Origin of the sequence: Chryseobacterium defluvii (assembly GCF_014204415.1) — a bacterium.
In the GTDB taxonomy this organism is placed as follows: Bacteria; Bacteroidota; Bacteroidia; order Flavobacteriales; family Weeksellaceae; genus Chryseobacterium; species Chryseobacterium defluvii_A.
This window is the reverse complement of sequence record NZ_JACHLE010000007.1, coordinates 38,887-64,846: the sequence shown is the minus strand read 5'-3', so window position 1 is coordinate 64,846 and position 25,960 is coordinate 38,887. Positions and strand designations below refer to the sequence as shown.

Sequence of the window (25,960 nt, the reverse complement as noted above, 5' to 3'; positions counted from 1 at the left end):
ATAAGTTGAAAAATAAATTTTTACTGCTGTTATTATTGACAGTAACATTGAGCCTAAAAGCTCAGACAGAACCGTTTAAAAAAGGATCAATCATGGTTTTCTGGGGCTGGAATAATTCAGCATACTCAAAATCTGATATCCGTTTTAAAGGAGATGGATATGATTTTCAGTTGAATGATGTAGTAGCCCATGACAGGCAGACTCCTTTTTCATTCAAAAAATATTTGAATCCTGCCAATGCTACCATTCCTCAGGTGAATTATAGAATTACCTATTTCCCTAAGGATAACCTGGGAATAACATTGGGCATGGATCATATGAAATATGTGATGGATCAGAACCAGATCGTGGATTTTCAGGGATATATCAACAATCCTGAATATGCTTCTCTGGTACAGAATGGAAAAGTGGACCTGAGTGATGCTAAGTTACTGACGTTTGAACATACCGACGGACTCAACTATATTAATATTGGTGCCCAAAAGTATCATAACGTCTTAAATAAAAAGAATATTGATCTGTTTTTGAGCTATGGAGCGGGAATCGGAGTGTTGCTGCCAAAGTCTAATGTTAAGCTGATGGGAAATGAAAGAAGCGACAGGTTTCATCTGGCAGGCTTTGGAGCAGATGTGAGAGTAGCTGTAAGTTTGATTACATGGAGACATGTCGTATTTCAGCTGGAAGGAAAATATGGGTATATCAATATGCCGGATATCAAAACTACCCTCAATAATAAGCCGGATAAGGCTTCACAGGACTTTACCTACGGAGAAGTGGATTTTGGGATCGGATATACATTTAATACAAGAAAGCATAACTAAAATATAGCTTAAAGCCTTACAGGCATGAGCGAAAAGTATAGAATATGAGCGAAGAGGTTAAAAAATTCAAAATAACTATAGACGGACAGACGACTGAAGTTTTGCCGGGTACTTCTATTCTGGAAGCCGCAAGACAGATCGGTGGAAAATCTGTTCCGCCGGCAATGTGCTATTACAGCAAACTGGAAACCAGCGGAGGAAGGTGCAGAACCTGTCTGGTAGAAGTTTCCAAAGGATCTGAAGCAGATCCCCGCCCTATGCCGAAGTTGGTGGCAAGCTGCAGAACCAATGTAATGGATGGTATGGAAGTGAAGAACCTTACTTCCGATAAAGCTCAGGAAGGAAGAAAAGCGGTAACCGAATTCTTATTGGTCAACCACCCGTTGGACTGCCCTGTATGTGACCAGGCCGGAGAATGCCATCTTCAGGATTTGGGTTATGAACATGGTGTTTCCAATACCAGAACAGAGTTTGAAAGAAATACATACGATGCAGATGATCTGGGCCCGAATATTAAGCTGAATATGAACCGTTGCATCCTTTGTGCAAGATGCGTCCTTACAGCCAACCAGCTCACGGATTCAAGAGAGCACGGGATCCTTTTCAGGGGAGATCATGCCGAAATTTCAACGTATTTAAATAAAGCTTTAGATAATGACTTCATCGGAAACGTTATTGATGTTTGCCCTGTAGGCGCTTTAACCGATAGAACAGCCCGTTTTGCAAGCAGAGTATGGTTTACAAATCCAATGAATGCAACCTGCAAATGTGATAAATGTTCCGGAAAAGCTGTACTTTGGATGAAAGGGGATGAGATCACCAGAGTTACAGCAAGAAAAGACCAGTGGGGAGAAGTAGAGGAATTCATCTGTGATACATGCCGTTTCGATAGAAAAGAATTAAAATTCTGGAATATTGAAGGCCCTAGACATATCGACAGGCATTCTGTGATTTCCCTGAACCATTATGAAAAGCCAAAAGATGAGCTGAGAGTTCTGGATAACCCGATGGCAAAAGAGATCAGCGAAAAAGACGAACAATAAATTTAATTAAAAGACATCAGATTTCAGATTACGAACTTCAGACCATCTGGTATCTAGTATCTGACATCTAAATATCTAAATAAAATGGATTTACTTACATTTAAACTTATACTTGTACTGGCACTTTTCCTGCTATCGCTAACGGTAGCTGCCTACTCTACCTGGGCAGAAAGAAAAGTAGCAGCGATCATGCAGGACAGGATCGGACCGAACAGAGCCGGGCCTTTTGCATTATTACAGCCTCTTGCCGACGGGGGTAAATTTTTCTTTAAAGAAGATTTTACACCGGCCAACGCAGAAAAATTCCTTTTTGTATTGGGACCGGCCCTGGTTATGTTTATTTCACTGATCACGGGAGCGGTTATTCCATGGGGTAAAAGTTTAAATATCGGAGGTACTTCTTTCGATTTACAGGTAGCCAATATTGATGTGGGTGTCTTGTATATCATCGGGATGGCTTCCATTGGAGTTTACGGAATCATGATCGGGGGGTGGGCTTCCAATAACAAATATTCATTAATTGGAGCTATCCGTGCCTCTTCACAGATGATCTCTTACGAATTGGCAATGGGACTGGCTTTGCTGTCCATCATTATGATGACAGGAAGCTTAGATCTGAAAGTAATTTCTGAAAGCCAGTCTACCGGAAAAATATGGGGGCTTTTTGCTCTTGACGGGATGAACTGGAATATTCTTTATCAGCCGATAGCATTCCTGGTATTCTTCGTGGCTGCTTTGGCAGAAACGAACAGGCATCCTTTCGATTTACCTGAGTGTGAATCTGAGCTGGTAACCGGATACTCTACAGAATACTCATCTATGAAGCTAGGATTATATATGTTCGGGGAATATGTGAATATGTTTATTTCCAACGCTTTCATGGTCGTTCTCTTCTTCGGGGGATATAACTATCCGGGAATTGAGTGGGTAACCCAGAACTGGGGTGAGAACACTGCCGGAATTTTAAGTATTGTGGCATTTTTAACGAAAACGATCATCGGAATCCTTATCTTTATGTGGATCAGATGGACGCTTCCGAGATTCAGATATGATCAGCTGATGCACCTGGGATGGAAAACTTTAATTCCTATGGCATTAGTTAATCTGCTCATTACAGGTGCTGTAATTTTAGCATTTGGAAATTAAAAAATTTGATAATTTGATAATGAGGTGATGTGATAATGATTTAAAAATCTAGTTTCTAACATCTAACTTCTAACATCTAATCTATAATAAATGAAACTTACAAACAGATCAAAAGTTGTTTCCAACAAAGAAATGACACTTGCTGAGAAAATCTATCTTCCTGCGATCTTCAAAGGAATGGGGATTACCTTCAAGCATGCTGTAAGAAATATCGTAAAGGGAACTCCCACTTATTCTTATCCTGAAGTGCAAAAGCCAAGAACTACCATATGGAGGGGCCAGCACGTTCTGAAAAGAGATGAGGAAGGAAAAGAAAGATGTACGGCCTGCGGGCTTTGTGCCGTAGCCTGCCCTGCGGAAGCGATCACTATGACTGCTGCTGAAAGGACTAAGGAAGAAAAGCACCTGTACAGAGAAGAGAAATATGCCTCAGTATATGAGATCAACATGCTGAGATGTATCTTCTGCGGGATGTGTGAAGAAGCCTGCCCTAAATCTGCGATCTATTTAACAGACAGACTGGTAGATGTAGAAACCAATAGAGGTTCTTTTATCTACGGAAAAGATAAATTGGTTGAAAAAATAAACGAAAGGATTGATATCACCACAAGGCAATCCGAGAAACAAAGAAATGCAGTAAAATAATGGATCAGTTTTTATTTTTCCTGGTGGCGTTTTTAGCAGTGGCAAGTGCTGTATATTTTGTATTTGCAAGAAATCCTCTGTACGCCATTTTATCATTAATTGTTACGATGTTTTCCATTGCGGGAATGTACATTCTTCTGAATGCACAGTTCCTGGCGATCATCCAGATCATAGTATATGCCGGAGCCATTATGGTATTGTTCCTTTACATCCTGATGATGCTTAACCTTAATAAAGAAGACGAAAGTAAGAAGAATAATACTTTAAAGTTTGTCGGGGTTTTTACGGCAGGTCTTCTATTGATAGGTGTTTTAGGCGTATTCAGAGGAGTGAAAGAAAACCATATCGTAGTGGATAATGTAGACAAAGGAGTGGGCCTTACCAAAAATCTGGGCCGACTTTTATTCAGTGAATATGTTTTACCGTTTGAACTTGCTTCCATCCTTATTTTGGCAGGTATCGTAGGTGCGGTATTAATCGGTAAAAAAGATTTATAAATTATGGGAGAAGTAAATACATTTATACAAAGCATTCCTTTGGAGTACTTCATCATTCTTTCTTCAGTATTATTCTGTTTGGGAGTATTGGGAGTATTGCTTAGAAAAAATGCTATTGTAATTCTGGGTTGTGTAGAGCTTATGCTTAATTCCGTAAACCTTTTACTGGCTGCTTTTTCAGCATACAAAGGTAATGGTGACGGACAACTTCTGGTTTTCTTCATTATGGTGGTTGCTGCCGCAGAAGTAGCGGTCGGACTGGCAATTATTGCTATGCTGTATAGAAATACCCGTTCTGTAGATGTGAGTATATTTAATAAATTAAGAGGATAAGGAATGGAAAATTTAGTGTATGCAATAGTACTTTTACCACTTTTAGGTTTTCTTATTAATGGCTTATTCGGGAAAAATCTTCCAAAAATACTGGTAGGCAGCCTGGCAACCGCAGTAGTTTTTATACCTTTCTGCATTGCGGTGAACCTTTTCATGAATTTCGATTCCGAAAGCCAGCCTGTTATTGTAAAAGCTTTTGAATGGTTCAGGGTAAATGGGATTCAGATCAATTTCGGTTTCCAGATCGATCAGCTTTCGTTAATGATGATTATGATCGTTACGGGGATCGGTTCTCTGATCCATCTTTACTCTATCGGATATATGAGCCATGACAAAGGTTTCTATAAATTCTTTACTTATTTGAATCTTTTCATCTTCTCCATGTTGCTTTTGGTTATGGGAAGCAACTATCTTATCCTGTTCATCGGATGGGAAGGTGTAGGACTTTGCTCCTATCTGTTGATCGGGTTCTGGTACACCAACGAAGAATATGGTAAAGCTGCAAGAAAAGCATTCATCATGAACAGGATTGGTGACCTTGCGTTATTGATCGGGATCTTTATGATCGCCTCCCAAACCAATGCCCTGGATTATCTTTCCGTCGCTCAGAATGCCGGAAAATTTGAATTGGACGGAACCGTAATTATCTTTATTACAGCGAGTTTATTTATCGGGGCAACCGGTAAATCTGCACAGGTTCCTTTATATACTTGGTTACCGGATGCGATGGCCGGGCCTACTCCTGTTTCTGCTTTGATCCACGCTGCAACGATGGTTACGGCGGGTATCTATTTAGTGGTAAGATCTAATTTCTTATTCACTTTAGCACCTACGGTTCAGGGAGGAATTTTATTGATCGGATTCTTAACGGCTGCTCTTGCTGGTTTCTATGCACTCCGCCAGAACGACATCAAAAAAGTATTGGCTTACTCTACCGTTTCACAGCTTGGATTTATGTTCATTGCTTTAGGGTTGGGGGCTTATACAACAGCTATGTTCCATGTAATGACACACGCTTTCTTCAAGGCTTTGTTATTCCTGGGAGCAGGTTCTGTGATCCACGCGATGAGTGGCGAGCAGGATATGCGTTTCATGGGCGGGCTTAAAAAAGTAATTCCGGTTACTCATATTACTTTCCTTATCGGAACATTGGCTATATCAGGATTCCCTTTACTTTCAGGGATGATTTCCAAAGACGAAATTTTAGTGGCAACTTTTGCTAAAAACCCTGCTTACTGGGTAATGTTATTCATTTTAGCGGCTGTTACGGCAACTTATATGTTCAGGCTGTATTATCTGACTTTCCACGGAGAGTTCAGAGGTACTGAAGAACAAAAACACCATTTACACGAAAGCCCGCTCAATATGACATTACCATTGATAGTATTGGCCATACTTTCCGTAATCGGAGGTTTTATTAATCTTCCTCATTTCATTGGCCATGGCCACTATGCCAAATTGATGGAATGGTTGAAACCGGTTCTTACCGAAGAAAGTTTCAAACAGATGGAAGCCACGCTTTCAGGAGTTCCGTTCAATACGGAAATGATACTTTTGGCCGCTACCGTGGTCATGTTCTTCTCCGTATGGTTCATCGTTAAAAACACGTATGTGAATAAGAAAAAGATGGCTCTTCCAGAGGAAAATTATACAGGATGGGAAAAACTTTCTGCTAAAAAATTGTATGTGGACGAACTTTACAACGCATTGATTGTAAAAACCGTTGAAGGATTAGGACGCGGAGGAAAGATGTTTGATAAGGGGATCTTAGACCGTTTTGTAGACTTCATAGGCGAAGGTGCTGAAGACAGCGGAAGATCTATGAAGCGTCTTCAGAACGGAAATGTGGAGAATTATATTCTTGTCATGTCTTTAGCGGTGGGAATTATATTGATTGTTAACTTTTTATTACAATAATAATGTCGTATTATTTATTAACATTATTACTTTTACCTCTGGTAGGTTCGGGATTAGTTTTTGCATGGAATAATAAATCCGGCAAATATTTGGCGTTGGGAATTGCATTGATACAAATGCTTGTCACTTTCTATATTGTAGATAGTTTTGATTTTACTCCTACTGTAGACAGTGTATTGCAGCATGAGATCAATTATCCCTGGTCAAAATTCATAAAAAGCTCGCTTCATTTCGGGATCGACGGAATGAGCATGCTGCTTTTATTATTGACCAACATCTTAACGCCGTTAATTATTTTATCTTCTTTCAATGAAAATGTAAACTACAGAAACTCTTTCTATGGTTTGATTTTGCTGATGCAATTCGGGCTTGTAGGGGTTTTCACATCTTTAGACGGATTGCTGTTCTACATTTTCTGGGAAGTAACTTTAATACCGATCTGGTTCATTGCCGGACTTTGGGGCCAGGAAAACAAAAGGTTCGAATTCACTACAAAATTCTTCGTTTATACATTCGTCGGGTCATTATTCATGTTAGCCGGATTGATCTATGTGTACAATCACTCCGCATCATTCGCTTTAACAGACCTGTACAATGCTATGCTTAACGAGACCCAGCAGACTGTGGTATTCTGGTTCATCTTCTTCGCATTTGCAGTGAAATTACCGGTATTCCCGTTCCATACATGGCAGCCGGATACTTATACCTACTCTCCTACTCAGGGATCGATGCTTTTATCAGGGATTATGCTGAAAATGGCAGTGTATGGGGTGATGCGTTATCTACTGCCGATCACTCCGATTCCGATTGCAGGAATTTCAGGACAGATCGTGATCATTCTTGCGATTGTAGGAATTCTTCACGGAGCACTTATCGCTATCATTCAGACCGATATGAAGAGAATCATAGCTTATTCATCTTTCTCTCACGTTGGATTGATGGTTGCAGGAATCTTCGCTTCAGCCGCAGTTACCTTAAGAGGAACCTTTACCATTGAAGGAGCTGAAGGAGCTTTGGTACAGACATTTGCTCACGGTATCAACGTAGTGGGCTTGTTCTATTGTTGCGACATATTATATAAAAGATTTAAATCAAGGGACATCAGACAAATGGGCGGCTTAGCCAAAGTAGCCCCTAAGTTTGCCGTGTTGTTCCTGATCATTATATTAGGTTCAATGGGAGTTCCGTTGACCAACGGTTTCATTGGGGAATTTATCCTGATCAAATCAGTTTTTGCCTATAACGGACTGGCAGCTGTAATTGCCGGTCTTACGGTCATACTTTGTGCGGTTTACCTGTTGAGATTTTACGGAAAAGTAATGTTCGGGGAAGGGGATGAAACCATATTGAGCACAGCCAAAGATTTATCAGGGGCAGAATTCTCCGTATTGGCAAGTTTAGCGGTTTTTGTGATCCTGCTGGGTATTTTCCCACAGCCGGTAATCGATATGGTGAGCAGTTCGCTGAAGTTTATCTATACAGCGATGGCCAGTTAAAAAATTAAAATTTAAAAAATTAGCAGATCAGGAAATGAGAAATCAGAATTTTTGTCTCATGTCTCGTGTCTCGCATCTCAAATCTATATTATGAGTGTTTTAATTATTGTTTTCCTAACGGCAGTTATTGCGTTATTTTCAGGAGTTTTTGAACAGGGAAAATTCGCAAGATACATTGGGATTTTGGGATTGATCGTTGCATTATACGTAAGTTTTTTACCGGAATGTTCATTCTTTGAACAGTACAAAAAAATGTATGAGTATGGTGCAGATACAGCCCTGTTCACAAAAATTTCAATTGTAACCACCCTATTGTTGTTTTTTCTGGGAGGTTTTGCCTTCAGCAATCACAGAAGCCATCAGTCTGAATTGTATGCACTGATGCTGTTTGCATTATGCGGGGGTATTATCCTTTTCGGATTCCAGAATTTAGTTACCTTATTCCTGGGTATTGAGATCCTTTCCATTCCTTTATATGTAATGGCCGGAACCAATAAAACCGATCTGAGATCTAACGAAGCTTCTATTAAATATTTCTTAATGGGTGCATTTGCAACGGGATTCCTGCTGTTTGGCATTGCATTTATCTATGGAAGTACCGGAAGTTTCGATTTATATACAATATTGAATTTTGGAATGGAAAACCCTAAAAATGTCATGTTCATTTTAGGAGTTATTCTTATGCTTTGTGCTATGGCCTTCAAAGTGGCTCTGGCTCCTTTCCATATGTGGAGCCCGGATGTTTACTCCGGTTCCCCGTCATTAATTACTGCTTTTATGGCCAGTGTGGTAAAGATCTCCGGGTTTTTTGCATTCTTCAGATTAATGACCATTGGCTTTGCAGGAGTTACCCATGAATGGATCAATGTTCTGGGTGTATTCATTATCATCACCCTGTTCCTTGCCAATGCAATGGGACTTGCACAGACGAATGCCAAGAGGATGCTGGCGTATTCATCAGTATCCCATGCCGGTTATATGGGATTGGTTTTCTTCGGGATAAAAAGTCTGGAACTTTCTTCTGATAGCTTGGCATTCTATTTATTTGCTTACTCTTTATCTACAGTAGGTGTATTTATGTGCCTGATCTGGGTAGAAAAATTAAAAAGAGAGACCTCTTTCGGGGCATTTAAGGGATTGGCCAAATCTGAGCCTCTTTTGGCAACCGTGGCAGCAATCTCTATGCTTTCTATGGCAGGGGTTCCGCTAACAGCCGGATTTATGGGTAAATTTGCTTTATTTTCCCAAGCCATGAACGGAGCTGCATTTTTGGTGCTGATCGCCGTTTTAGGTTCGGCAATCTCCATTGCTTATTATTTAAGGCTGATCATTGCCATGTTCTTCTTTAAAGAAACTACCTTCAAAACTTCGGAGAAAGTTACCCCTACGTATAATATTGTAGCAGTATTTATTATTATTTCAATTATTGCATTGGGTGTTTTCCCTGATTTATTTGCAAAACAATTCGGATTGTAAGAAATCATCAATATAAAAATAAAAAAGCACAACATTTTAGTTGTGCTTTTTTAATATGGACTAATTGCCATATGTAATTGGATTATATCCAATTCTTTTTTAAATCGTCCCTTCGGGACTCTTCTCTTTTTCTTTTGATTTTGTTATTGGAATATATAAAAATACTTATAACTTTACTTTAAATTTCAAACTTGGCTCATCTTTACAAAAAAGACGCACCCTTCCAGGTCTATATCTCATTCAAAAAATATTTGGATGTTCTTGAACACATACGTTATAACGACCGCCTGGAATACCGTGTCAACTATGCCGAATCGCTTATAGACAAGATAAAGAATTTTCAGGAACTCAAAAACGGGTTTCAGGATATTTCGTTATTGGAAAAATATGAAGACCTGATCAAGCTTTTACTGGCAGACCTTTTCCCGACCGGTTTAACGTTGAATGAAATAAAAGCCGCAAGCATACCGCTTTCCAATATTACCTTCAATTATACCGAAAGGTTCAAAAATATCCTCAAAGATGCCGGAAAAGATTTTGAAATTGAACTGAGGAATATAGACGATGATGAATTCTATGTATTCTGCGGCTGCCTGATCCTGCAGGCCTATTTCAAAAAAGACATCAGGTCTTCTCTACCCTTTTATTATGATATTCCCAATAAACAGGGGATCATGAAGCATTACAAGATCACGGTGAATTCTGATTTTACGGAAATTTACCCTACTGAAAATGCCAAAATACCGCCTGATGATGTTCTGGATATGCTATTGGAGAATTTGGATGATATAAAGCTGTGGAAAAAATATTTCCCCTCAAAATCATGGATATTGAGCGGATTTACCATTATTTCACTCGTAGACTGTACTTCTGAAGTGGCTTTATCCGACCTGAAATCCAGCATGATCAAAATTGATCCTGAAAACCTCATCCCGGATGAAAACCTGAAGGAGATCTTCAAATCTTATTTTGATGTCGCCGAACTGAATTTCGGATTAATGCTTTTCAACAGCAAGGATAACAGGCTGGAAAAAGTACCGATATACGATAATTTTTTCACGAATCATATTCTGGATTTCTGGATCAATACCCTTGATGAAGAGACCCGAAAAACTACTTTTGACAACCTCAGCTATAATTCCAAACCCATTGTTGTTTCCAATGTGGACAATATGAGTGAAGAGATAAGAACGCTTCCCTCTTTCAATATTCTCAAGGATAATAATATCCGAAGCTTCATGGTGATCCCCATCATGAAAGAGAATGAGCTTCTTGCCGTCATGGAATTTACTTCCCCGGTAGCCAATAGCTTTAACGGCTTAAAGCTTAAAAAACTGGAATTCTTTGCAGACATTATCATCTTTTCCCTCAGCAGGTTCACCTTTGAGAGGAACAGCCAGATCGAAGCCATTATACAAAGGGAATATACTACCATCCACGACAGTGTGGTCTGGAAGTTCAGGAATGAAGCTGAGAAATATTTCAATGCTTCCTTAGGTAAGAAGATATATACTTTAAAACAGATCTCCTTTAAAAACCTTACGCCTCTTTTCGGATTTTCCGATATCCGCTCTTCTTCGGAAAAGCGCTTCAACCTGATGATGGAAGATCTTAATCAGCAAATTGACTGCCTGCATGATATTTTCACCCTCATCAATTCAGATTCTGAAAAGTACCTTCTCGCTCTGGATGTTTTCGAGAACGAGCTTAACAATGAAATAAAAGCGGATACCGAACAGCGCTTCCAGAGATTGCTGCGTGATGAAATACACCCTTACCTGCAGGGAAAACTGGAAGTGAGATCCCCAAAGCCGGTAAAGGAAAAAATTAAGGAGTACTTTTCGCAGGTATTTCCTCAAAGTGACCTTTTCTATACCAACAGAAAAAGCCTGGATGACTCCATTACCCTCGTGAACAGAAAACTGGCGGATATGCTGGATGAAAGCCAGATCAAGGCACAGCAGGTATTCCCGCATTATTATGAACGGTTTAAATCTGACGGTGTGGAGCATAACCTGTACACAGGACAGAACATTGCCCCTGAAATTCATTATACCTCAAAAGTGGTTCATAAGTTAAGATACTGGCAGCTGAAAACCATCTGCAATATGGAGCGTGAGTTTCAGAGCTTTAAAAAAGACCTTCCGATCCCGTTGGATATTGCTTCCCTGATCTTTGTCTATAATGAGAAGGTAGATATCCGCTTCCGGATGGACGAAAAACGTTTTGATGTGGACGGAGCTTATAATTCTTATTACGAGATCATCAAGAAAAGGCTGGATAAAGCCCACATCAAAGACTCTACGGAAAGGATCACATGTCCCGGAAAGATCACCATCGTATACTTCGGGATGGAAAACCAAAAGGAATACCTGGAATATGTCTATAAACTCCAGAAAAAAGGCATCCTCCAGTCTGATATAGAATTTTTGAGGGTGGAAGACCTTCAGGGAATTACAGGATTACTGGCGCTGAGGGTTTCTTTGGTTTAAATTTTTATCTTAAACCATAAAAATTTTATATTAATCATATTAAGCCTAGGTTTAAAATTTTCAGAATGGTAATTCACAGAAGAAGATTTCGGCTTCAACTCAATATAAAATTTTTCAAAAGCTAATACATCCCTAAATATAACTTCTTCAGGCATTAAAAACTTTTGTGACTTTTGTGGTTAAAGTTTTTGATAAGGAAGTATCATATCACAGTTTCAGAAAGGCATACCCAAAAGACAATACGGAAATAATGATCCCGGCCATAAAGATCTTATACGTCAGTGACAACAGCCTGTATTTTCTGTCAAGCACTTTTCCAAGATAGTACAGGTCTTTTACCATAGAATCGTAGATATAATCCCTGTCTTTGATCAGGTCTCTCATGGCATTATTGTAATCATCAAACAGCATCTGATGAAAATTCCCGAAGAATAAAAGATTCACCTTCCTGTCAGCAACATCCTGACGGGTAAATTTTGTCTTGGTTACATTCGGTTTTGTAGATAATATGGCAAATATGATCGTCAGAACACTCGACAGCAGGAGGAGAAAGCTGGGAATGATAAGGTGCGCATTTTTTGGAGTATCCAGTTTCGGGACCAGAACGGAAAGGCAAACTGAAATGATGATCGCATTCACCGAAAGCAGAATATTTGCCTTACTGTCTGCAATATCACTCAGCCTCGTATGATTGTTTAGGGTAACCCTGAAAAGAGTGTCTACACTTCTGTCAGATTTCGGGTCTTTTTTATTATCCTGGTTTTCTTTCTTCTCTTCCTTTTTTTCTTCTTCCTTCTCCAATTTTTTTTCGATTTTTCTGATGTTTTTCTTTTTCAGGGGCTCCCAGTTCTCTTTTGCATAGTCTGTATAGTAGGTATGCTTATTCTTCATGAAATCCAGGTTTACGGCATTCCATTCATCATTGGAAAAGTATTTTACATTGGTAAGTTCCCATTCTTTTCTTAAGCCGTCTGAAATATCATTATAATCATGGCTTGCAAAATGGCTGCAGTCCGCATCTTTTGCAATTTTTTCCAGAAGGTTTTCAGGCTTATAATCAATTTTTGTGGCTAGGATCAGCTTTGAAACGTCATTAATATAGTTTTCCGGGTAATTTTCATTTTGCAGAAATTTCTTCAAAATTTCGATCCCCCTTTCTTCATGATTCTGTGCACATTCAATATAGCCCGTATCATGAAACCAGAGCGCCAGCAGCAGCTTCTCCTGATCCTCCTTGGAAACAGGTGTATTTTTCATGATCTCCTCGGCCTTATTCACCGTATAGGTTGTATGGATAAAATTATGATAAAAATATACGGAAGATAACTTATCTTTGAATAAGCTTTCAACATAATCTTTAGCTTTGTGTAGAATATCCATTTCTGAATTTTTGTTAATGTAAATGTATGAATTTATCCTTTATAACTTATCTAAAAAAAATTTCTATTCCATTTAGATTCTTGTTATTGGCAGGACTTCTGGTGTCCTGTGCTACCTATAACGTAAAAAAAGGAAAAAACTTACAGGAAGTAAAAAATTCTGATATAAAATCTGAAAACGACTTTAAAATTTTCCTGATCGGAGATGCAGGGAATGCAGAAGAAATTCAGGCTCAGCATACTTTAAATTTCCTCAAAGGCAAACTGGATTCCGCAGATCAAAATTCAATGCTGATTTTTCTGGGAGATAATATTTATCCCCTCGGCATGCCGAAAGAAACTGATAAGGAATATCCTTTGGCCAGGGAAAAAATGGAGAACCAGCTTGCCATCACCAAAGATTTTAAAGGAAAAACACTTGTGATTCCCGGAAATCATGACTGGTATCATGGCTTAGAAGGGTTAAAAGCTCAGGAAGAATTTGTGAAAACCTACCTGAATGATAAAAAAGCTTTTCTGCCTAAAAACTCATGCCCTATTGATGATGTAAGCCTCACCAAAGATATTAAGCTGATCGTTATTGATACGGAATGGGCTTTGGTAAACTGGGATCAGTATCCGGGGATCAATAAAAACTGCCACATCAAAACCCGTGAAGACCTTTTCGTAGAGTTTAAAGACCTGATCAATAAAAACCAGGATAAAAAGATCATCGTTGCCCTGCACCACCCTGTCATCAGCAGCGGAACCCATGCAGGATATACTTCGGCAAAATCCCACCTCTCTGCACTTAAAGGAAAGGTTCCCGTTCCCGTGGTGGCAAGCCTGGTCAATATTCTCAGAAGCTCTTCAGGAGCAAGCCTGGAGGATATCAACAACCAGCATTATGCAGATCTGGCCAATCGGTTAAAAAGCATTGTTCAGGATAAGGAAAACATCATTTTTGTTTCCGGACATGATCACAACCTGCAGTACCATGAGCAAAGGAATATCCGACAGATCATTAGCGGAGCCGGCTCTAAGACCGATCCTGCCACCATTGCCGAAAAGACTGATTTCTCTTATGGCGGAAGCGGATTTGCCGTCCTGAATATGAGAAAAGACCAGAGTGCTGATGTAGAATACTTTTCAACTAAAGATAACCGTCTTCAAAAGCTGACCCATATTACTGTTTTTGAAAGGCCAAAAGAATTTGTCAACCATTATCCGGATTCTTTTCCGAATACTATTACCTCAACGATCTATCCTGAAAAATTAACGCGAAAGAGCGGAGTTTACAGATGGCTTTGGGGAGAGCATTACAGAAAGTATTACGGAACTCCTGTTGAAGCTCCTACAGCCAATATTTCTGAGTTGAACGGGGGCTACATTCCTTTCAGGGAAGGCGGAGGCCATCAGTCGAACAGTTTAAGGCTGATGTCCCGGGACGGGCAGGAATTTGTGATGAGAGGTATTAAAAAAAGCGCTGTCCGATTCCTCAATACTATGGCTTTTAAGAAAAGTACTTTCGGAAATGAGCTGAATAATACCTTCCCGGAAAAATTCTTACTGGATTTTTATACAACCAGCCATCCTTTCACTCCTTTCTCTGTAGGAAATCTTGCAGATAGACTGGACCTTTTCCACAGCAATCCGAGGTTATATTATATCCCGAAACAACATGCTTTGGGTGTGTATAATGAGACCTACGGAAATGAGCTTTATATGGTTGAGGAGCGTTTTTCTTCAGATCCCAAAACATTGCAGTCACTGGGGAATGCAAAGGACATTATCTCTACGGATGATCTTCTGAAAAACCTGACCAAAAGCTATAAATACTCCGTAGATCGGGAAGCCTACATCAGAGCACGTGTTTTCGATATGCTGATCGGAGACTGGGACAGGCATTCTGATCAATGGAAATGGGCAGAGTATGAAAGTGGGGATAAAGTAACCTACAAACCTATTCCAAGGGATCACGACCAGGCCTTCAGCAAATATGATGGAGCCGCTTTTAAAGTGATCATGAATATCCCGGCGATCCGTCACATGAAAACATTTAAAGAAGACATCAAAAATGTTAAGTGGCTGAACATGGAGCCTTATCCGCTGGACCTTATCTTTTTAAAAGCTTCAACCCACGAGGAATGGACCGCTCAGGCAAAATATATTCAGGAACATCTTACGGATAAGGATATTGAGGAAGCTTTCAACAATTTACCTAAGGAAGTGAAGGATGAAACGATCGCGGATATTCAGAGGAAATTAAAATCGAGAAAAACCAAACTGCAGGATTACGCCGCACAATATTATGATGTGCTGCAAAAGAAGGTTCCGCTGGCAGGAACTGTAAATCCCGATAAATTTGTGATCACTAAGCAGGGTAATTCCGTGAATGTAAAACAATATAAACTGGATAAGAACAAAGAAAATCCTGAGCTTGTATTTGAAAAGGATTATCATGATGATAAAACCAGTGAACTCTGGATCTATGGTCTGGAAGATGACGATATTTATGAAGTTTCAGGAGACGGAAAACCGAAAATGAACATCCGCCTGATCGGGGGTTACAATCACGATGTATATACCATTGCCAACGGAAGCAAAGTAAAGATCTATGATTTCAAATCCCAGAAGAATACTTATAATGCCAATTCTGCGACAAAGAATATTTCGGATGATTATGACGTCAATACCTATAATTACAAGCACCCTAAATACAATTTCTTTGCCGGCTATCCTAACGCAGATTATAATCCTGATGACGGGGTGATCATTGGTTTTCTGGCCAATTATACGGTGAACAATTTCATCCGTGCGCCTTATACTCAGAAACACAGCTTAAAAGCTAATATGTATACTGCAACGGGAGGGTTTAATCTTGCCTATAAAGGGATCTTCAAAAAAGCCATTTCCGGATGGGATTTTAATTTAGATGCTTATTACACAACTTCCCGTTTTGCCAAAAATTTCTTCGGGCTTTCCAATGAAAGTGAATATGATAAGGAAACCACCGAAAGGGAATACAACCGGGCAAGAATTTCAAAATTCAATTTTGCACCTTCTGTTTCTAAAAAGAGCTGGATGAATCTGCAGCACCAGTTCCAGCTTACTTTTGAGAATAACAAAGTCCAGCGCAAAGGTGACCGCTTTGTAGATATCTCACCTGATGTAAACCCTGATGTATTCAAAGATCAGCAGTTTGCCGGAGCCAACTATACTTTTAGTTTTAAAAATTTAGACAACAATGCTTTCCCAACATTAGGACTGGAATTGATATTGAATGCAGACTGGAAGGCTAATCTTTCCCAAACCGAAAGGAATTTTTTAACACTGAACGGTACTTTAACCATTGATCACAGACTCGATAAAAGGGGAAACATTGTATTTGCCAACTCCAGCAATGTGATGTGGATCAACAATAACAATTTTGAGTTTTACCAGGCAGCAAGTATCGGGGGAAACAACGGAATGAGGGCTTTCCGTAACGATCGTTTTTCGGGAAGATCTTATTTTACCAATAATTCTGAGATCCGCTTGGATTTCGGAAGGGTAAGGAACAATATCATTCCGGCCAATATGGGAATTTTGTTTGGTTATGACATCGGAAGGGTATGGAATGACCATGAGGATTCAAATAAATGGCATCAGTCTGTGGGTACAGGATTCTGGATGAGCATTCTTGAAATGTTCTCTGCAAGGCTGAATTATTTCTATGGTTCGGATGGCGGAAGGATTTCGGGAGGTCTGGGAATGACTTTTTAGATTTGAAACCACGGATTGCACAGATTTGCACAGATAAATTCCTAATTTATTTTCAGTTTGAGACCCTCTTATTAATATATTTTTATTCTTAGTCTTAGAGCCTGTTTAAATTTTTAATTTCAATTTGACAGGTTTCTCATTTTGAGCGAAACGAAGTGAAGTCGAAAAATCTTAAATGTATGAATTTCAATAGATTCTTCATTCCATAATGCTTCGCAAAATTCCATTCAGAATGACAAAAAGAACTTTTAAATAAAATTTAAACAGGCTCTTAGATTTCAAATGATCTTTGCTTCAAAATATTTGACCACTATTGCTAAAATAAATGCTACAATCATCAAAATTAAATTTCGGCTCTTCCTGTGGGATTTTAATAATTCCCCGATAACAATTTTGACCTTATCAAAATCAAAGACCAGGATTGCCAGAATTAATATCTGATAAAATATAGCAGTGTTTAAAGCTGATATTTGATATAAATAATCCTGGATGATGATATTAACTAATATTGTTGATAATAATAGACATCCCAATATTCTTGTCCTGTTAAAAAGGATAAAAACGCCACCTGTTATTTCAAAAATTCCAATTATTACAGGATAAGCCTTTGTATAGCTGTAAAAGGTCCACATTAACTGATGCCCTTCCGAAAGATTAGTATTTACCGAGCTTTTGAAATCCTGAAACTGTACGGGCTTTCCGACTCCATATACAATCATAGAGCCGGATACGGTAAAAATAATGATCCAATAAATTAAATAGCTGAATTTTTCTTTAGCAGTCATCATTTCACAAAAGAAAATCTATACACATTTCCACCCGTGTTTTTATCCTTTTCGTCCGCAATAAGCAATGTTTTGTCATCCTGAAAAACAACAGCTTCTTTCTGGGAATTATGATTCAAAGATATTTTCTGAATTTTGGCTGAATTAAAATCACCGGGTGCAAATCCTGAAAGGACGTGGATATTTTTATGGGTCAGCAATGCAATCTTATCTTTTGTGCTGTTGATGGTTGCAGAAGTTATGGCAGCATCACTATACTTTCCATCCAGTCTCAGCTTTCCAACCAATTTAGCCTCAAAATCCCCTTCTTTATTAGGAACCTGAAAAACCAGAAATGTTCCGTCAAAACCTTTGCTGCGGTTCTTGGTAAAAAGATAGAAATTGCCGTCCATTTCTACAAACGCCTCACAATCGTAGAGCCAGTTTGATTTTTTAGGCGGGAATTCGGTCTGGCCTTCATAATGGAATTTCGTGGTTTGGGTAACCTGTGCCGTTTTCGCATGTGAGTTCTGAAGATCGACTTTTAAGATAGCCAGATCCTGCCTGTCATTATCATTATTTCCGAAATCCCCGATATAAATATTTCCCTGAGGATCCGATGTGATATCTTCCCAATCCATGTTATCAGCATTTTCTACCAGAACTTCTGAAACTAATTCTCCCCTATCATTCATTCCATAAACAATGTTCTTGTTTCCCTGATCTTCTATTGTCCAGATTGTTTTTTTATCTTTTGACAAAGTAATCCCGGATACTTCTTTCAGTTTACCCGGTAAAGAAAACTCTGTTTTTAAAGTATCTGCTTTTGCCTGCTCATTCTCAGGTTTAGGGTTACATCCCATCAATAAAAGCGAAGTTATCGCACAAAGTGTGTACATTTTCATCAGTTCTTATTTAAAATTTTTGCTTCGTCCCAAAGCACATCCATTTCTTCCAGAGACATGTCTTCTAATTTCAGATTTCTTTCCAAAGCCAGCTTTTCCATCTGCTGAAATCTTGAGATAAATTTAAGATTCGTTCGTTCCAAAGCAGAATCCGGATTAATTCCCGAAATTCTCGCATAATTGATGAGTGAGAAAAATACATCTCCCAGTTCCTGTTCTTTTTTATTCAGATCGGTTTCCGCATGAAACTCCTGAATTTCCTCATCCACCTTTTTCCATGCATCTTCCGCATCATGAAATTCAAATCCTATCCCTTTCACCTTGTCCTGGATCCTGTATGCTTTTACCATACTCGGTAAGCTTTTCGGAACTCCTCCTAAAATAGAGGTATTTCCTTCTTTCAGTTTCAGCTTTTCCCAGTTCTGCTTTACTTCTTCTTCATCTTTTACATCAATATCCCCATAAATATGAGGATGGCGGAAGATTAGTTTTTCATTTAAGGAATTAATGACATCGGCCATATCAAAACTTTCTTTCTCCGAACCTATTTTAGCATAAAAGACCAGATGAAGCAGGACATCTCCCAATTCTTTTTTAATCTCCTGAAGATCTTCCTGCAAAATAGCATCGGAAAGTTCATAGGTTTCCTCAAGGGTTAAATGACGGAGTGACTGTAAGGTCTGCTTCTGATCCCACGGGCACTTCTCGCGTAGGTCATCCATTATATCCAGCAATCTTCCGAAGGCTTCAAGCTTTTCCTGTTTCGTATTCATAGGCAATGAGAAATTCGAGTTTCACAAATTTACGGGTAATTTTCAGATTTCTTTTATCCTGATCCCGGAAACTCTAAGATTAAATTTTACAGCAAGGATATCAAAGAATTATTAAAAAGTTCAATTTTAAAGGTAACGCTTAAATTGTACTACAATATTCTTCAACTCAAGGCTTGTCATTCTAATAGGAATATGAACTCTCTTTGTAGAGATGCTTACAGCATGACAAGCCTGATGTAGATGTAGATTATTATGAACTAAAACTGTTTATGGCTTAAGTAGCTTTCCAAAAGTAAAACAAAAAGCCTTGTCAGGAATTTTTCCTGACAAGGCTTTATATTTTTAATTCAAATGAATGAATTATCCCTGTTTTCTGTGTGTACTTTTCGGAGCTGATTTTGCTGCTGAAGTGGCTTTCACTTTTGGAGCAGCAGCTTTTTCTGTTTTCGGAGCTTTTTTAGGAGCCGCTTTTTCTGTGATATCTGCTTCTTCTTTAGCAGGCTCTAGAGTTTCCGACTCAGCTTTCACAAAGCTTTCAGGAGTGATGTATCCTGCTTTTTGAAGGATGTTATACCATTGGGCCAGTTTCTTGATGTCTGACGCATACACTCTTTCTGTATCATAGTTAGGAAGGGATACTCCCATAAATTCTTTTAACTCGGAATCAGAAGATTTGTGAGAAATGGTTTCCTTATAGTCATGGTTTTTGGCAATACTTTCAAAAACTTCAAACAAAGGAACTTCTTTATCAAAGGTAAACATTGCAATATTGTCTAATAAACTCACCTGGCTGGAGTTTCCAATACTCACTTTTTTCTTTGTTGTAACATCTTCAATAATAAACCCGTTTCTTAATTGTGAAACTAATTTGTAAAGTCCTGGTTTTCCAGAGATTGAAATTATTTTTTCTAACAGCATAATTTTATTTTTTTAATTTCCGCAATCGGCCTGCGCCGCTGCACTTCAATATATATTACTTATTTTATTCTATTTATTATTTGGGAAATCTCATTTTGTAACCGATGCTTACATCCCCCTGAGAGATCTTTACCAATTTACCTTTTACTAGCTTCTTCTTCAAAGCACTTAAATGATCTGTAAACAGGATCCCTTCGATATGGTCATACTCATGCTGGATTACGCGGGCCCTAATATCGGAAAAAGTTTCTGTATGCTTCACAAAATTTTCGTCATAATACTCTATGATGATCGTGCTTTTTCTTTTTACGTCTTCCCTTACATCCGGAATGGAAAGGCATCCTTCGTTAAACTTCCATTCTTCCCCAGATTCTTCAAGAATTCTGGCATTGATGAAAACTTTTTTAAATTCTGCCAGTTCATCCTTAATATCTTCATAATCCTCATCTTCTGCCAAAGGAGATACGTCTACTATAAACAGACGGATATCCAATCCAATCTGAGGTGCAGCCAAACCTATGCCATTCGCACTGTACATGGTCTCGAACATATTGTCTATCAACTCCTGCAGGTCGGGATAATTTTTGTCTATATCTTTGCCTACCTTCCTCAAAACGGAATCCCCAAAGGCTCTTATCGGTAAAATCATCTTGTTCTTTGTTCTAAAAAATTCTGCAATATAATGGTTGCACTTACTTTATCTATCAATCCTTTTTCCTGTCTCTGCTTTTTATTTTTTCCACTCTGGGAAATAAAAAACGAAGCCATTTTGGAGGTAAACCTCTCGTCAAAGCGATGAACCGGAACGCCCGGAAATTCTTTTTTGAATTCTTCTATGAATTTCAGAATATCGGTTTCCACCCCGGAAATATTTCCTTTCAGGTCTACAGGAAGCCCGATCACCACTTCATCCACATGGTTTTCATTGAAATATTTCTTTAAGAATTCCACTAAAAAACGGGTATCAACAGTATCGAGACCGCTTGCGATGATCTGCATATCATCTGTTGCAGCAATGCCACAACGAGCCTTTCCATAGTCTATTGCAAGGATTTGTCCCATAGGTTTGCAAATTTAGTAAATTTTAATGATTTTATTCATAACGTAGTTTTTTTTATAAATCGTGTTTTATTCCATTATTTTTTTTATAATTTTAGTCTTCCAAAAACGAAATTATGAAGAAACTCATCCTTGTAAGACATGCAAAAAGCGACTGGCCGGAAGAGACGGAAGACTTCGACAGGCCTTTGGCAGATAAAGGTTTGGAAGATGCCATGAATATGTCCAGATTTTTGAAGAGCAATAATATTTCTATCGATTTTCTGGTGTCGAGTCCTGCCGTACGTGCATTAAATACCTGCAAAATTTTTAACCAGGCTTACCAGCTTGATTTTAATACTGATGAGAAGCTTTATAATCCCTCAGAAAGAAATTTTGAATCTGTAATTTACAATCTGAATGACAGTCATCATTCTGTGGCTTTTTTCTCTCATAACAATGGAATTTCCAATTTTGCCAATTCTATCTCTCATGATATCTTCCACTTCCCTACGTGTGGTGTTGCCGGATTTGAAATAGACTGCAATTCGTGGTCCGAGTTTGACGGAGCTAATAAGAAATTGCTGTTTTTCTATGAGCCGGGGAAGATCTGAACATATCTTAAATATTTTCTTTATATCTTTTATATTACTATCTTTTTTTTCATGTCAGAAGAAAGAGACAGATTATTTCCAAACAATACAATTTAATGACGTGAAGCTTCCTGAACCGGGATTCGGGGATTGGAGATATTCCCGCAAAGAGAAATTCCAGACGTTTGAGGATTTCCGTAAACAAAAAAATATAAAGCCTGAATCGGGTAAAAACATTATTTACCTACAGCCGATCGGTGATTTCAACGACCTGCAGAAGAAACAAATTGAGCTTACCCGTGAATATCTGAAAATTTATTTTCAATTGGAAGTCAAAGTTCTTCCCCGGTTATCCAATGACATTTTTCCAAAATCTGTCAGAAGAATGCCTATGGAAGGGGATGAACAGATATTGGCAGGGTATGTTCTGGATAGTGTTTTGATGAAGAGAAAGCCTAAAGATGCCATTGTATTGATGGGAATTACCGAAAAAGACCTGTTTCCAAGGCCTGAATGGAACTATGTTTTCGGACTGGCATCTTATCAGAATGCTGTAGGAGTAACCTCAATGTACAGATTCTCGGATGGCCATCTGACGGACTCCAATTTCACTCAAAGCCTTGAAAGCTTCATAAAGATCAGTTCCCACGAGATCGGGCATATGTTTGGGATCAGTCATTGCCTGAATGCCAATTGCGTAATGAACGGAACCAATTCTCTTCCTGAAACCGAACGTCATTTTGCAAGAGCCTGCTCTCTTTGCCAGCAGAAGCTGAACTCCGGCATTAAGTATGATAATTTGAAACGCCTAACAGAGTTAAAGAGTTTTTTTGAAAAACAACATTTGAGCGCAGAATCCTTAAGGGCTGAAAAAGACTTAAATTTGTTGTAAATCAATCAGAATAGTATGAAGAATAAGTTGAATTACATTCTTTTAACATCCAGCGGATTGTGCCTGTTATATATTTTGTTTTTAGTTTATTATTCAAGCTATTCTGAAAAGAACAATATCATCAATTTTTTTGCTGAGATCCTGACCATTCCCGTGATCCTTGTTACTGCAGCTTTATTTATTTTTAATATTCTGAATCTGGCAAAACATAGATTTCAGCAGGCTGCTTTAAATGTTGTGAGTTTATTCCTGAATATTGTGACTTTTGCCATCATGTTTTTTGCAAAATAAATATTCCTGCCATTTGGCTAAAGTTCCTGTAAATATTTTCATAAAAAAACGGGCTAAAGCCCGCTCCTATTAATACTTTCACTTTACAATTTCGCCTTTTTACAATTTTACGATTTCACAAAATATTCTATTTTCTTTTCAGATCAAGATCCTCAAAATCAAAGCTAAAGTCTGTAATATCTGAAATAGGCTTCATTTTTGCGGACTGTGCTTTCCCGTTTTCATCATAACTGAAAATAATATAGGCGTCGGCATCATAGCTCCTGTCATCCCATTTTACAATGAAACTGTTGTTGGAATACGGAAGCATCTCCCCTTTCAATCTTGGAGAGTTTTTGCATGAAATCCTGTAAGCATTTCCCTGTTGGGATATTTCAACATCCCCGAACCAGACATCATTGTACTTCCCGATGAACTGCTCTGATTTGGGCTGTAGATTTTTCTCTTTTTTAAAGGCATCTGATCTCGCAAAAGCTTCTTTTTTCTGCTTATCATATTCTTCATTCATCTTTAACATTCTGTCTCCGTAGGTTTTCAGCCAGTTCCTGTCTGCAATTCCCAGATAGGAATCTTTTACCGTATTGGTAATGGTATTGAATGCCAGCCCCGATTGCTGATTCGTCAATACCACAATTCCCAGCTTCAGGTCCGGAATTAAGGTAAATTGAGTCACTGTTCCTATTAAACCTCCCGTATGCTGGATCTGCTTATGGCCTTTAACATCGCTTAAGAACCAGCCCAGGCCATAGCCATAAAAACCTGTATCATATGGATTTTTGAGGGCAACTCCACTTGGAATCTGTAAACTCCACAGCTGCTGGATCTGCTTATCGGACACCAGCTTTTTACCGTCTTTTGTTGTAAAATTATTCAACAGGCATTCTGCCCAGACTGCCATATCCCGGATATTGCTCATAATTCCGCCTGCAGCATTGGCTGTTTCGTTCCAGTCATGGGGAACAGCCACCGCTTTTCCATCTACCGGAGCATGGGCATCTATTTTATTGGTTACGGCTTTGGCCCTATTATAGCTTCCGAAACTTGAGGTCATCCCGACAGGCTTCATAATCTTCTGTTCAATGAATTCCGCCCAGCTTAATCCTGATACCCTGTGGATCACTTCGCCAGCAACAATAAACATCACATTGTTATAATCCAGTGTGGTCCTGAAAGGATTTTCCGGCTTTAAATATCTTACGTTGTGAACAATATCATTCACGGTAAGGTTCCCTCCTTCCGGAAAGAACATCAGATCTCCCTGTCCCAATCCCAATCCTGCTCTGTGTGTTACCAGATCTTTGATGGTAACATTCTGAGACACATAGGGATCATGCATCTGAAATTCAGGAATGTATTTTGAGACCTTATCCTCCCAGTTCAGTTTTCCTTCATCTGCAAGGATCGCTAAGGCAGTACAGGTAAATCCTTTGGAATTGGATGCAATGCCTACCAATGTATTTTCATCCATAGGCTGTTTTGTGGTCAATGAACGCAGCCCAAAGCCTTTTGAATAGATCAGCTTACCATCTTTGACTATCCCAACAGACATTCCCGGAACATCAAAGGTTTTTAAGGTATTTTGAATGAGCTCGTCCAGTTTTTTTTCTTCTACCTGCCCAAAGGTGATCATAGAGAAAAGAATAATGAATAAAGAGAGATTATGCTTCATTGTTGTATGGTTTTTGCGAAGATAAGAAATTACAGAAATTATTATTTCAGTATATTTGATGAATTGCACAAAAAGTATTTATGAATCTTAAAGAGTTATTTTCTGACAAATCGACAAAGGTTAAGGAAAAAGTTGATCTGCTCAGTAATGCGGTTCTCAACGGGGAGATCTCAGTCAATGAAGTGATTGCTTTTGCTTCTTCGTCCAAAGACCCAGTGAAGGCCAGCTGTATTGAATCGCTTGAGTTTGCCTCCCAAGGTAATCCCGGCATTATGGATAAGGAATCATTCAAATTTGTTACCGAAAGCTTATCTGAAAAAGCACCGAGAATAAAATGGGAAAGTGCGAAGGTAATAGGCAATACGGCAAAACTCTTTCCTGATAGTTTAGAGAATGCAATTACTAAGCTTATCGAAAATACAGCCCATGAAGGTACTGTGGTACGATGGAGTGCGGCTTTTGCTTTAGGTGAAATCCTGAATATCAATCAAGGCTTAAAAAACAGGCTGCTGGATACTCTGAAAGACATTTCTGAAAAAGAAGAAAAAAACAGCATCAAAAAAATATATCAAAAAGCGATAAAAATTGCGGAAAAATGACCAGGATCCTTCTTCTCTCCGATTCCCATTCTTATATCGATGACCGAATCTCAGAATATGCAAAACAGGCCGATGAAGTCTGGCATTGCGGAGATTTCGGGAGTATGGAAGTGATTGAACGGCTTGAAAAAATAAAGCCATTAAAAGGGGTTTACGGCAACATCGATGATGCAAAGATCCGCTCCGAATTTCCCGAAGTAAGCAGGTTTTTCTGTGAAAATCTGGAAGTTCTGATGATCCACATCGGTGGATATCCCGGAAAATATACCCCTCTGGCCAAAAAAGAAATTACTGAAAAAGCACCGAAATTATTTATTTCCGGGCATTCCCATATCCTGAAAGCCATGTATGATGAAAAGAATAATCTTCTCCATTTAAATCCCGGTGCTTGTGGTAAACAGGGATGGCATAAAGTGAGAACAATGATGCGTTTTGTAGTTGATGGCGAGGAGATAAAAGACCTGGAAATTATTGAGCTTGGGCCAAAAATATAAGGTAAATTTGTTTTATGGAGTTAAAGCGCTTCTTC

24 protein-coding genes are annotated in these 25,960 nt (G+C 38.7%); 16 read left to right on the top strand and 8 right to left on the bottom strand.

The window, feature by feature from the left end:
• Positions 1-5 precede the first annotated feature (5 nt).
• The 10 genes from HNP38_RS17055 to HNP38_RS17010 all read left to right on the top strand — a co-directional run bounded on the left by HNP38_RS17055 (position 6) and on the right by HNP38_RS17010 (position 11,866).
• Entirely contained in the window at positions 6-821 is an 816-nt protein-coding gene (locus HNP38_RS17055) for a hypothetical protein (protein WP_184191827.1), read from the top strand.
• Positions 822-865: 44 nt separating this feature from the next.
• Positions 866-1,864: a 2Fe-2S iron-sulfur cluster-binding protein gene (locus HNP38_RS17050; RefSeq protein ID WP_184191825.1), complete on the top strand. Its 999-nt coding sequence runs from the start codon at positions 866-868 to the stop codon at positions 1,862-1,864.
• A gap of 84 nt (positions 1,865-1,948) precedes the next feature.
• Complete coding sequence (gene nuoH / locus HNP38_RS17045) at positions 1,949-3,010, top strand: NADH-quinone oxidoreductase subunit NuoH (protein WP_184191823.1); 1,062 nt, start codon at positions 1,949-1,951, stop codon at positions 3,008-3,010.
• 90 nt (positions 3,011-3,100) lie between these two features.
• On the top strand, positions 3,101-3,655 hold the full coding sequence (locus HNP38_RS17040) for a NuoI/complex I 23 kDa subunit family protein (protein ID WP_184191821.1): 555 nt from the start codon (positions 3,101-3,103) through the stop codon (positions 3,653-3,655).
• Positions 3,655-4,152, top strand: coding sequence for an NADH-quinone oxidoreductase subunit J (locus HNP38_RS17035; RefSeq protein WP_184191819.1), 498 nt, complete (start codon positions 3,655-3,657; stop codon positions 4,150-4,152). Before HNP38_RS17040 ends, HNP38_RS17035 begins: the two co-directional genes overlap by 1 nt.
• A 3-nt stretch (positions 4,153-4,155) precedes the next feature.
• Positions 4,156-4,485, top strand: a complete 330-nt coding sequence (gene nuoK, locus HNP38_RS17030; protein ID WP_184191816.1) for an NADH-quinone oxidoreductase subunit NuoK — start codon at positions 4,156-4,158, stop codon at positions 4,483-4,485.
• 3 nt (positions 4,486-4,488) lie between these two features.
• Entirely contained in the window at positions 4,489-6,402 is a 1,914-nt protein-coding gene (gene nuoL / locus HNP38_RS17025) for an NADH-quinone oxidoreductase subunit L (RefSeq protein ID WP_184191813.1), read from the top strand.
• Positions 6,403-6,404: 2 nt separating this feature from the next.
• A complete protein-coding gene (locus HNP38_RS17020; protein ID WP_184191811.1) occupies positions 6,405-7,898 on the top strand; it encodes a NuoM family protein in 1,494 nt (497 codons plus the stop codon).
• A 90-nt stretch (positions 7,899-7,988) separates the two neighbouring features.
• On the top strand, positions 7,989-9,374 hold the full coding sequence (locus HNP38_RS17015) for an NADH-quinone oxidoreductase subunit N (protein ID WP_184191809.1): 1,386 nt from the start codon (positions 7,989-7,991) through the stop codon (positions 9,372-9,374).
• Positions 9,375-9,565: 191 nt separating this feature from the next.
• Positions 9,566-11,866, top strand: coding sequence for a GAF domain-containing protein (locus tag HNP38_RS17010; RefSeq protein WP_184191807.1), 2,301 nt, complete (start codon positions 9,566-9,568; stop codon positions 11,864-11,866).
• Positions 11,867-12,073: 207 nt separating this feature from the next.
• Here the strand turns inward: HNP38_RS17010 and HNP38_RS17005 are convergent, their stop codons facing one another.
• Complete coding sequence (locus HNP38_RS17005; protein WP_184191805.1) at positions 12,074-13,246, bottom strand: Pycsar system effector family protein; 1,173 nt, start codon at positions 13,244-13,246, stop codon at positions 12,074-12,076.
• A gap of 86 nt (positions 13,247-13,332) precedes the next feature.
• On the opposite strand from HNP38_RS17005, the gene HNP38_RS17000 reads away from it, so the two are divergent.
• Positions 13,333-16,989, top strand: coding sequence for a metallophosphoesterase (locus HNP38_RS17000; RefSeq protein ID WP_228461087.1), 3,657 nt, complete (start codon positions 13,333-13,335; stop codon positions 16,987-16,989).
• Between the two features lie 278 nt (positions 16,990-17,267).
• Here the strand turns inward: HNP38_RS17000 and HNP38_RS16995 are convergent, their stop codons facing one another.
• The 6 genes from HNP38_RS16995 to ruvX form a co-directional block, all read right to left on the bottom strand.
• Entirely contained in the window at positions 17,268-17,777 is a 510-nt protein-coding gene (locus HNP38_RS16995; RefSeq protein WP_184191801.1) for a hypothetical protein, read from the bottom strand.
• Positions 17,774-18,658 (bottom strand): hypothetical protein, encoded by an 885-nt coding sequence (locus tag HNP38_RS16990; RefSeq protein ID WP_317166745.1) that lies wholly within the window; start codon positions 18,656-18,658, stop codon positions 17,774-17,776. Before HNP38_RS16990 ends, HNP38_RS16995 begins: the two co-directional genes overlap by 4 nt.
• Positions 18,658-19,431 (bottom strand): nucleoside triphosphate pyrophosphohydrolase, encoded by a 774-nt coding sequence (gene mazG / locus HNP38_RS16985; RefSeq protein WP_184191799.1) that lies wholly within the window; start codon positions 19,429-19,431, stop codon positions 18,658-18,660. The genes HNP38_RS16990 and mazG overlap by 1 nt, the downstream gene beginning before the upstream one ends.
• A gap of 360 nt (positions 19,432-19,791) precedes the next feature.
• Positions 19,792-20,349 (bottom strand): DUF5606 domain-containing protein, encoded by a 558-nt coding sequence (locus tag HNP38_RS16980; RefSeq protein ID WP_184191797.1) that lies wholly within the window; start codon positions 20,347-20,349, stop codon positions 19,792-19,794.
• A 76-nt stretch (positions 20,350-20,425) separates the two neighbouring features.
• The gene (gene def / locus HNP38_RS16975) at positions 20,426-20,998 is read right to left on the bottom strand and encodes a peptide deformylase (RefSeq protein WP_184191795.1); all 573 of its coding nucleotides are present in this window, start codon (positions 20,996-20,998) and stop codon (positions 20,426-20,428) included.
• The gene (ruvX, locus tag HNP38_RS16970) at positions 20,995-21,411 is read right to left on the bottom strand and encodes a Holliday junction resolvase RuvX (protein ID WP_184191793.1); all 417 of its coding nucleotides are present in this window, start codon (positions 21,409-21,411) and stop codon (positions 20,995-20,997) included. Before ruvX ends, def begins: the two co-directional genes overlap by 4 nt.
• 113 nt (positions 21,412-21,524) lie before the next feature.
• On the opposite strand from ruvX, the gene HNP38_RS16965 reads away from it, so the two are divergent.
• The 3 genes from HNP38_RS16965 to HNP38_RS16955 all read left to right on the top strand — a co-directional run bounded on the left by HNP38_RS16965 (position 21,525) and on the right by HNP38_RS16955 (position 23,163).
• Positions 21,525-22,001: a SixA phosphatase family protein gene (locus tag HNP38_RS16965; RefSeq protein ID WP_184191791.1), complete on the top strand. Its 477-nt coding sequence runs from the start codon at positions 21,525-21,527 to the stop codon at positions 21,999-22,001.
• Between the two features lie 100 nt (positions 22,002-22,101).
• Entirely contained in the window at positions 22,102-22,872 is a 771-nt protein-coding gene (locus tag HNP38_RS16960) for an archaemetzincin (RefSeq protein ID WP_317166744.1), read from the top strand.
• Between the two features lie 15 nt (positions 22,873-22,887).
• Positions 22,888-23,163, top strand: a complete 276-nt coding sequence (locus HNP38_RS16955) for a hypothetical protein (protein WP_184191787.1) — start codon at positions 22,888-22,890, stop codon at positions 23,161-23,163.
• Positions 23,164-23,290: 127 nt separating this feature from the next.
• Here HNP38_RS16955 and HNP38_RS16950 read toward each other — a convergent pair whose 3' ends face one another.
• Positions 23,291-24,832 (bottom strand): serine hydrolase, encoded by a 1,542-nt coding sequence (locus HNP38_RS16950; RefSeq protein ID WP_184191785.1) that lies wholly within the window; start codon positions 24,830-24,832, stop codon positions 23,291-23,293.
• A gap of 80 nt (positions 24,833-24,912) precedes the next feature.
• On the opposite strand from HNP38_RS16950, the gene HNP38_RS16945 reads away from it, so the two are divergent.
• Complete coding sequence (locus HNP38_RS16945; protein ID WP_184191783.1) at positions 24,913-25,431, top strand: HEAT repeat domain-containing protein; 519 nt, start codon at positions 24,913-24,915, stop codon at positions 25,429-25,431.
• Positions 25,428-25,925, top strand: a complete 498-nt coding sequence (locus HNP38_RS16940; protein ID WP_184191780.1) for a metallophosphoesterase family protein — start codon at positions 25,428-25,430, stop codon at positions 25,923-25,925. The genes HNP38_RS16945 and HNP38_RS16940 overlap by 4 nt, the downstream gene beginning before the upstream one ends.
• Positions 25,926-25,960 lie beyond the last annotated feature (35 nt).

Coding starts and splice junctions, on each gene's coding strand:
- HNP38_RS17050 (WP_184191825.1), top strand. CDS start 866: ATGAGCGAAGAGGTTAAAAAATTCAAAATAACTATAGACGGACAGACG.
- nuoH (WP_184191823.1), top strand. CDS start 1,949: ATGGATTTACTTACATTTAAACTTATACTTGTACTGGCACTTTTCCTG.
- HNP38_RS17040 (WP_184191821.1), top strand. CDS start 3,101: ATGAAACTTACAAACAGATCAAAAGTTGTTTCCAACAAAGAAATGACA.
- HNP38_RS17035 (WP_184191819.1), top strand. CDS start 3,655: ATGGATCAGTTTTTATTTTTCCTGGTGGCGTTTTTAGCAGTGGCAAGT.
- nuoK (WP_184191816.1), top strand. CDS start 4,156: ATGGGAGAAGTAAATACATTTATACAAAGCATTCCTTTGGAGTACTTC.
- nuoL (WP_184191813.1), top strand. CDS start 4,489: ATGGAAAATTTAGTGTATGCAATAGTACTTTTACCACTTTTAGGTTTT.
- HNP38_RS17020 (WP_184191811.1), top strand. CDS start 6,405: ATGTCGTATTATTTATTAACATTATTACTTTTACCTCTGGTAGGTTCG.
- HNP38_RS17015 (WP_184191809.1), top strand. CDS start 7,989: ATGAGTGTTTTAATTATTGTTTTCCTAACGGCAGTTATTGCGTTATTT.
- HNP38_RS17005 (WP_184191805.1), bottom strand. CDS start 13,246: ATGGATATTCTACACAAAGCTAAAGATTATGTTGAAAGCTTATTCAAA.
- HNP38_RS16995 (WP_184191801.1), bottom strand. CDS start 17,777: ATGATGACTGCTAAAGAAAAATTCAGCTATTTAATTTATTGGATCATT.
- HNP38_RS16990 (WP_317166745.1), bottom strand. CDS start 18,658: ATGAAAATGTACACACTTTGTGCGATAACTTCGCTTTTATTGATGGGA.
- mazG (WP_184191799.1), bottom strand. CDS start 19,431: ATGAATACGAAACAGGAAAAGCTTGAAGCCTTCGGAAGATTGCTGGAT.
- HNP38_RS16980 (WP_184191797.1), bottom strand. CDS start 20,349: ATGCTGTTAGAAAAAATAATTTCAATCTCTGGAAAACCAGGACTTTAC.
- def (WP_184191795.1), bottom strand. CDS start 20,998: ATGATTTTACCGATAAGAGCCTTTGGGGATTCCGTTTTGAGGAAGGTA.
- ruvX (WP_184191793.1), bottom strand. CDS start 21,411: ATGGGACAAATCCTTGCAATAGACTATGGAAAGGCTCGTTGTGGCATT.
- HNP38_RS16965 (WP_184191791.1), top strand. CDS start 21,525: ATGAAGAAACTCATCCTTGTAAGACATGCAAAAAGCGACTGGCCGGAA.
- HNP38_RS16955 (WP_184191787.1), top strand. CDS start 22,888: ATGAAGAATAAGTTGAATTACATTCTTTTAACATCCAGCGGATTGTGC.
- HNP38_RS16950 (WP_184191785.1), bottom strand. CDS start 24,832: ATGAAGCATAATCTCTCTTTATTCATTATTCTTTTCTCTATGATCACC.
- HNP38_RS16945 (WP_184191783.1), top strand. CDS start 24,913: ATGAATCTTAAAGAGTTATTTTCTGACAAATCGACAAAGGTTAAGGAA.
- HNP38_RS16940 (WP_184191780.1), top strand. CDS start 25,428: ATGACCAGGATCCTTCTTCTCTCCGATTCCCATTCTTATATCGATGAC.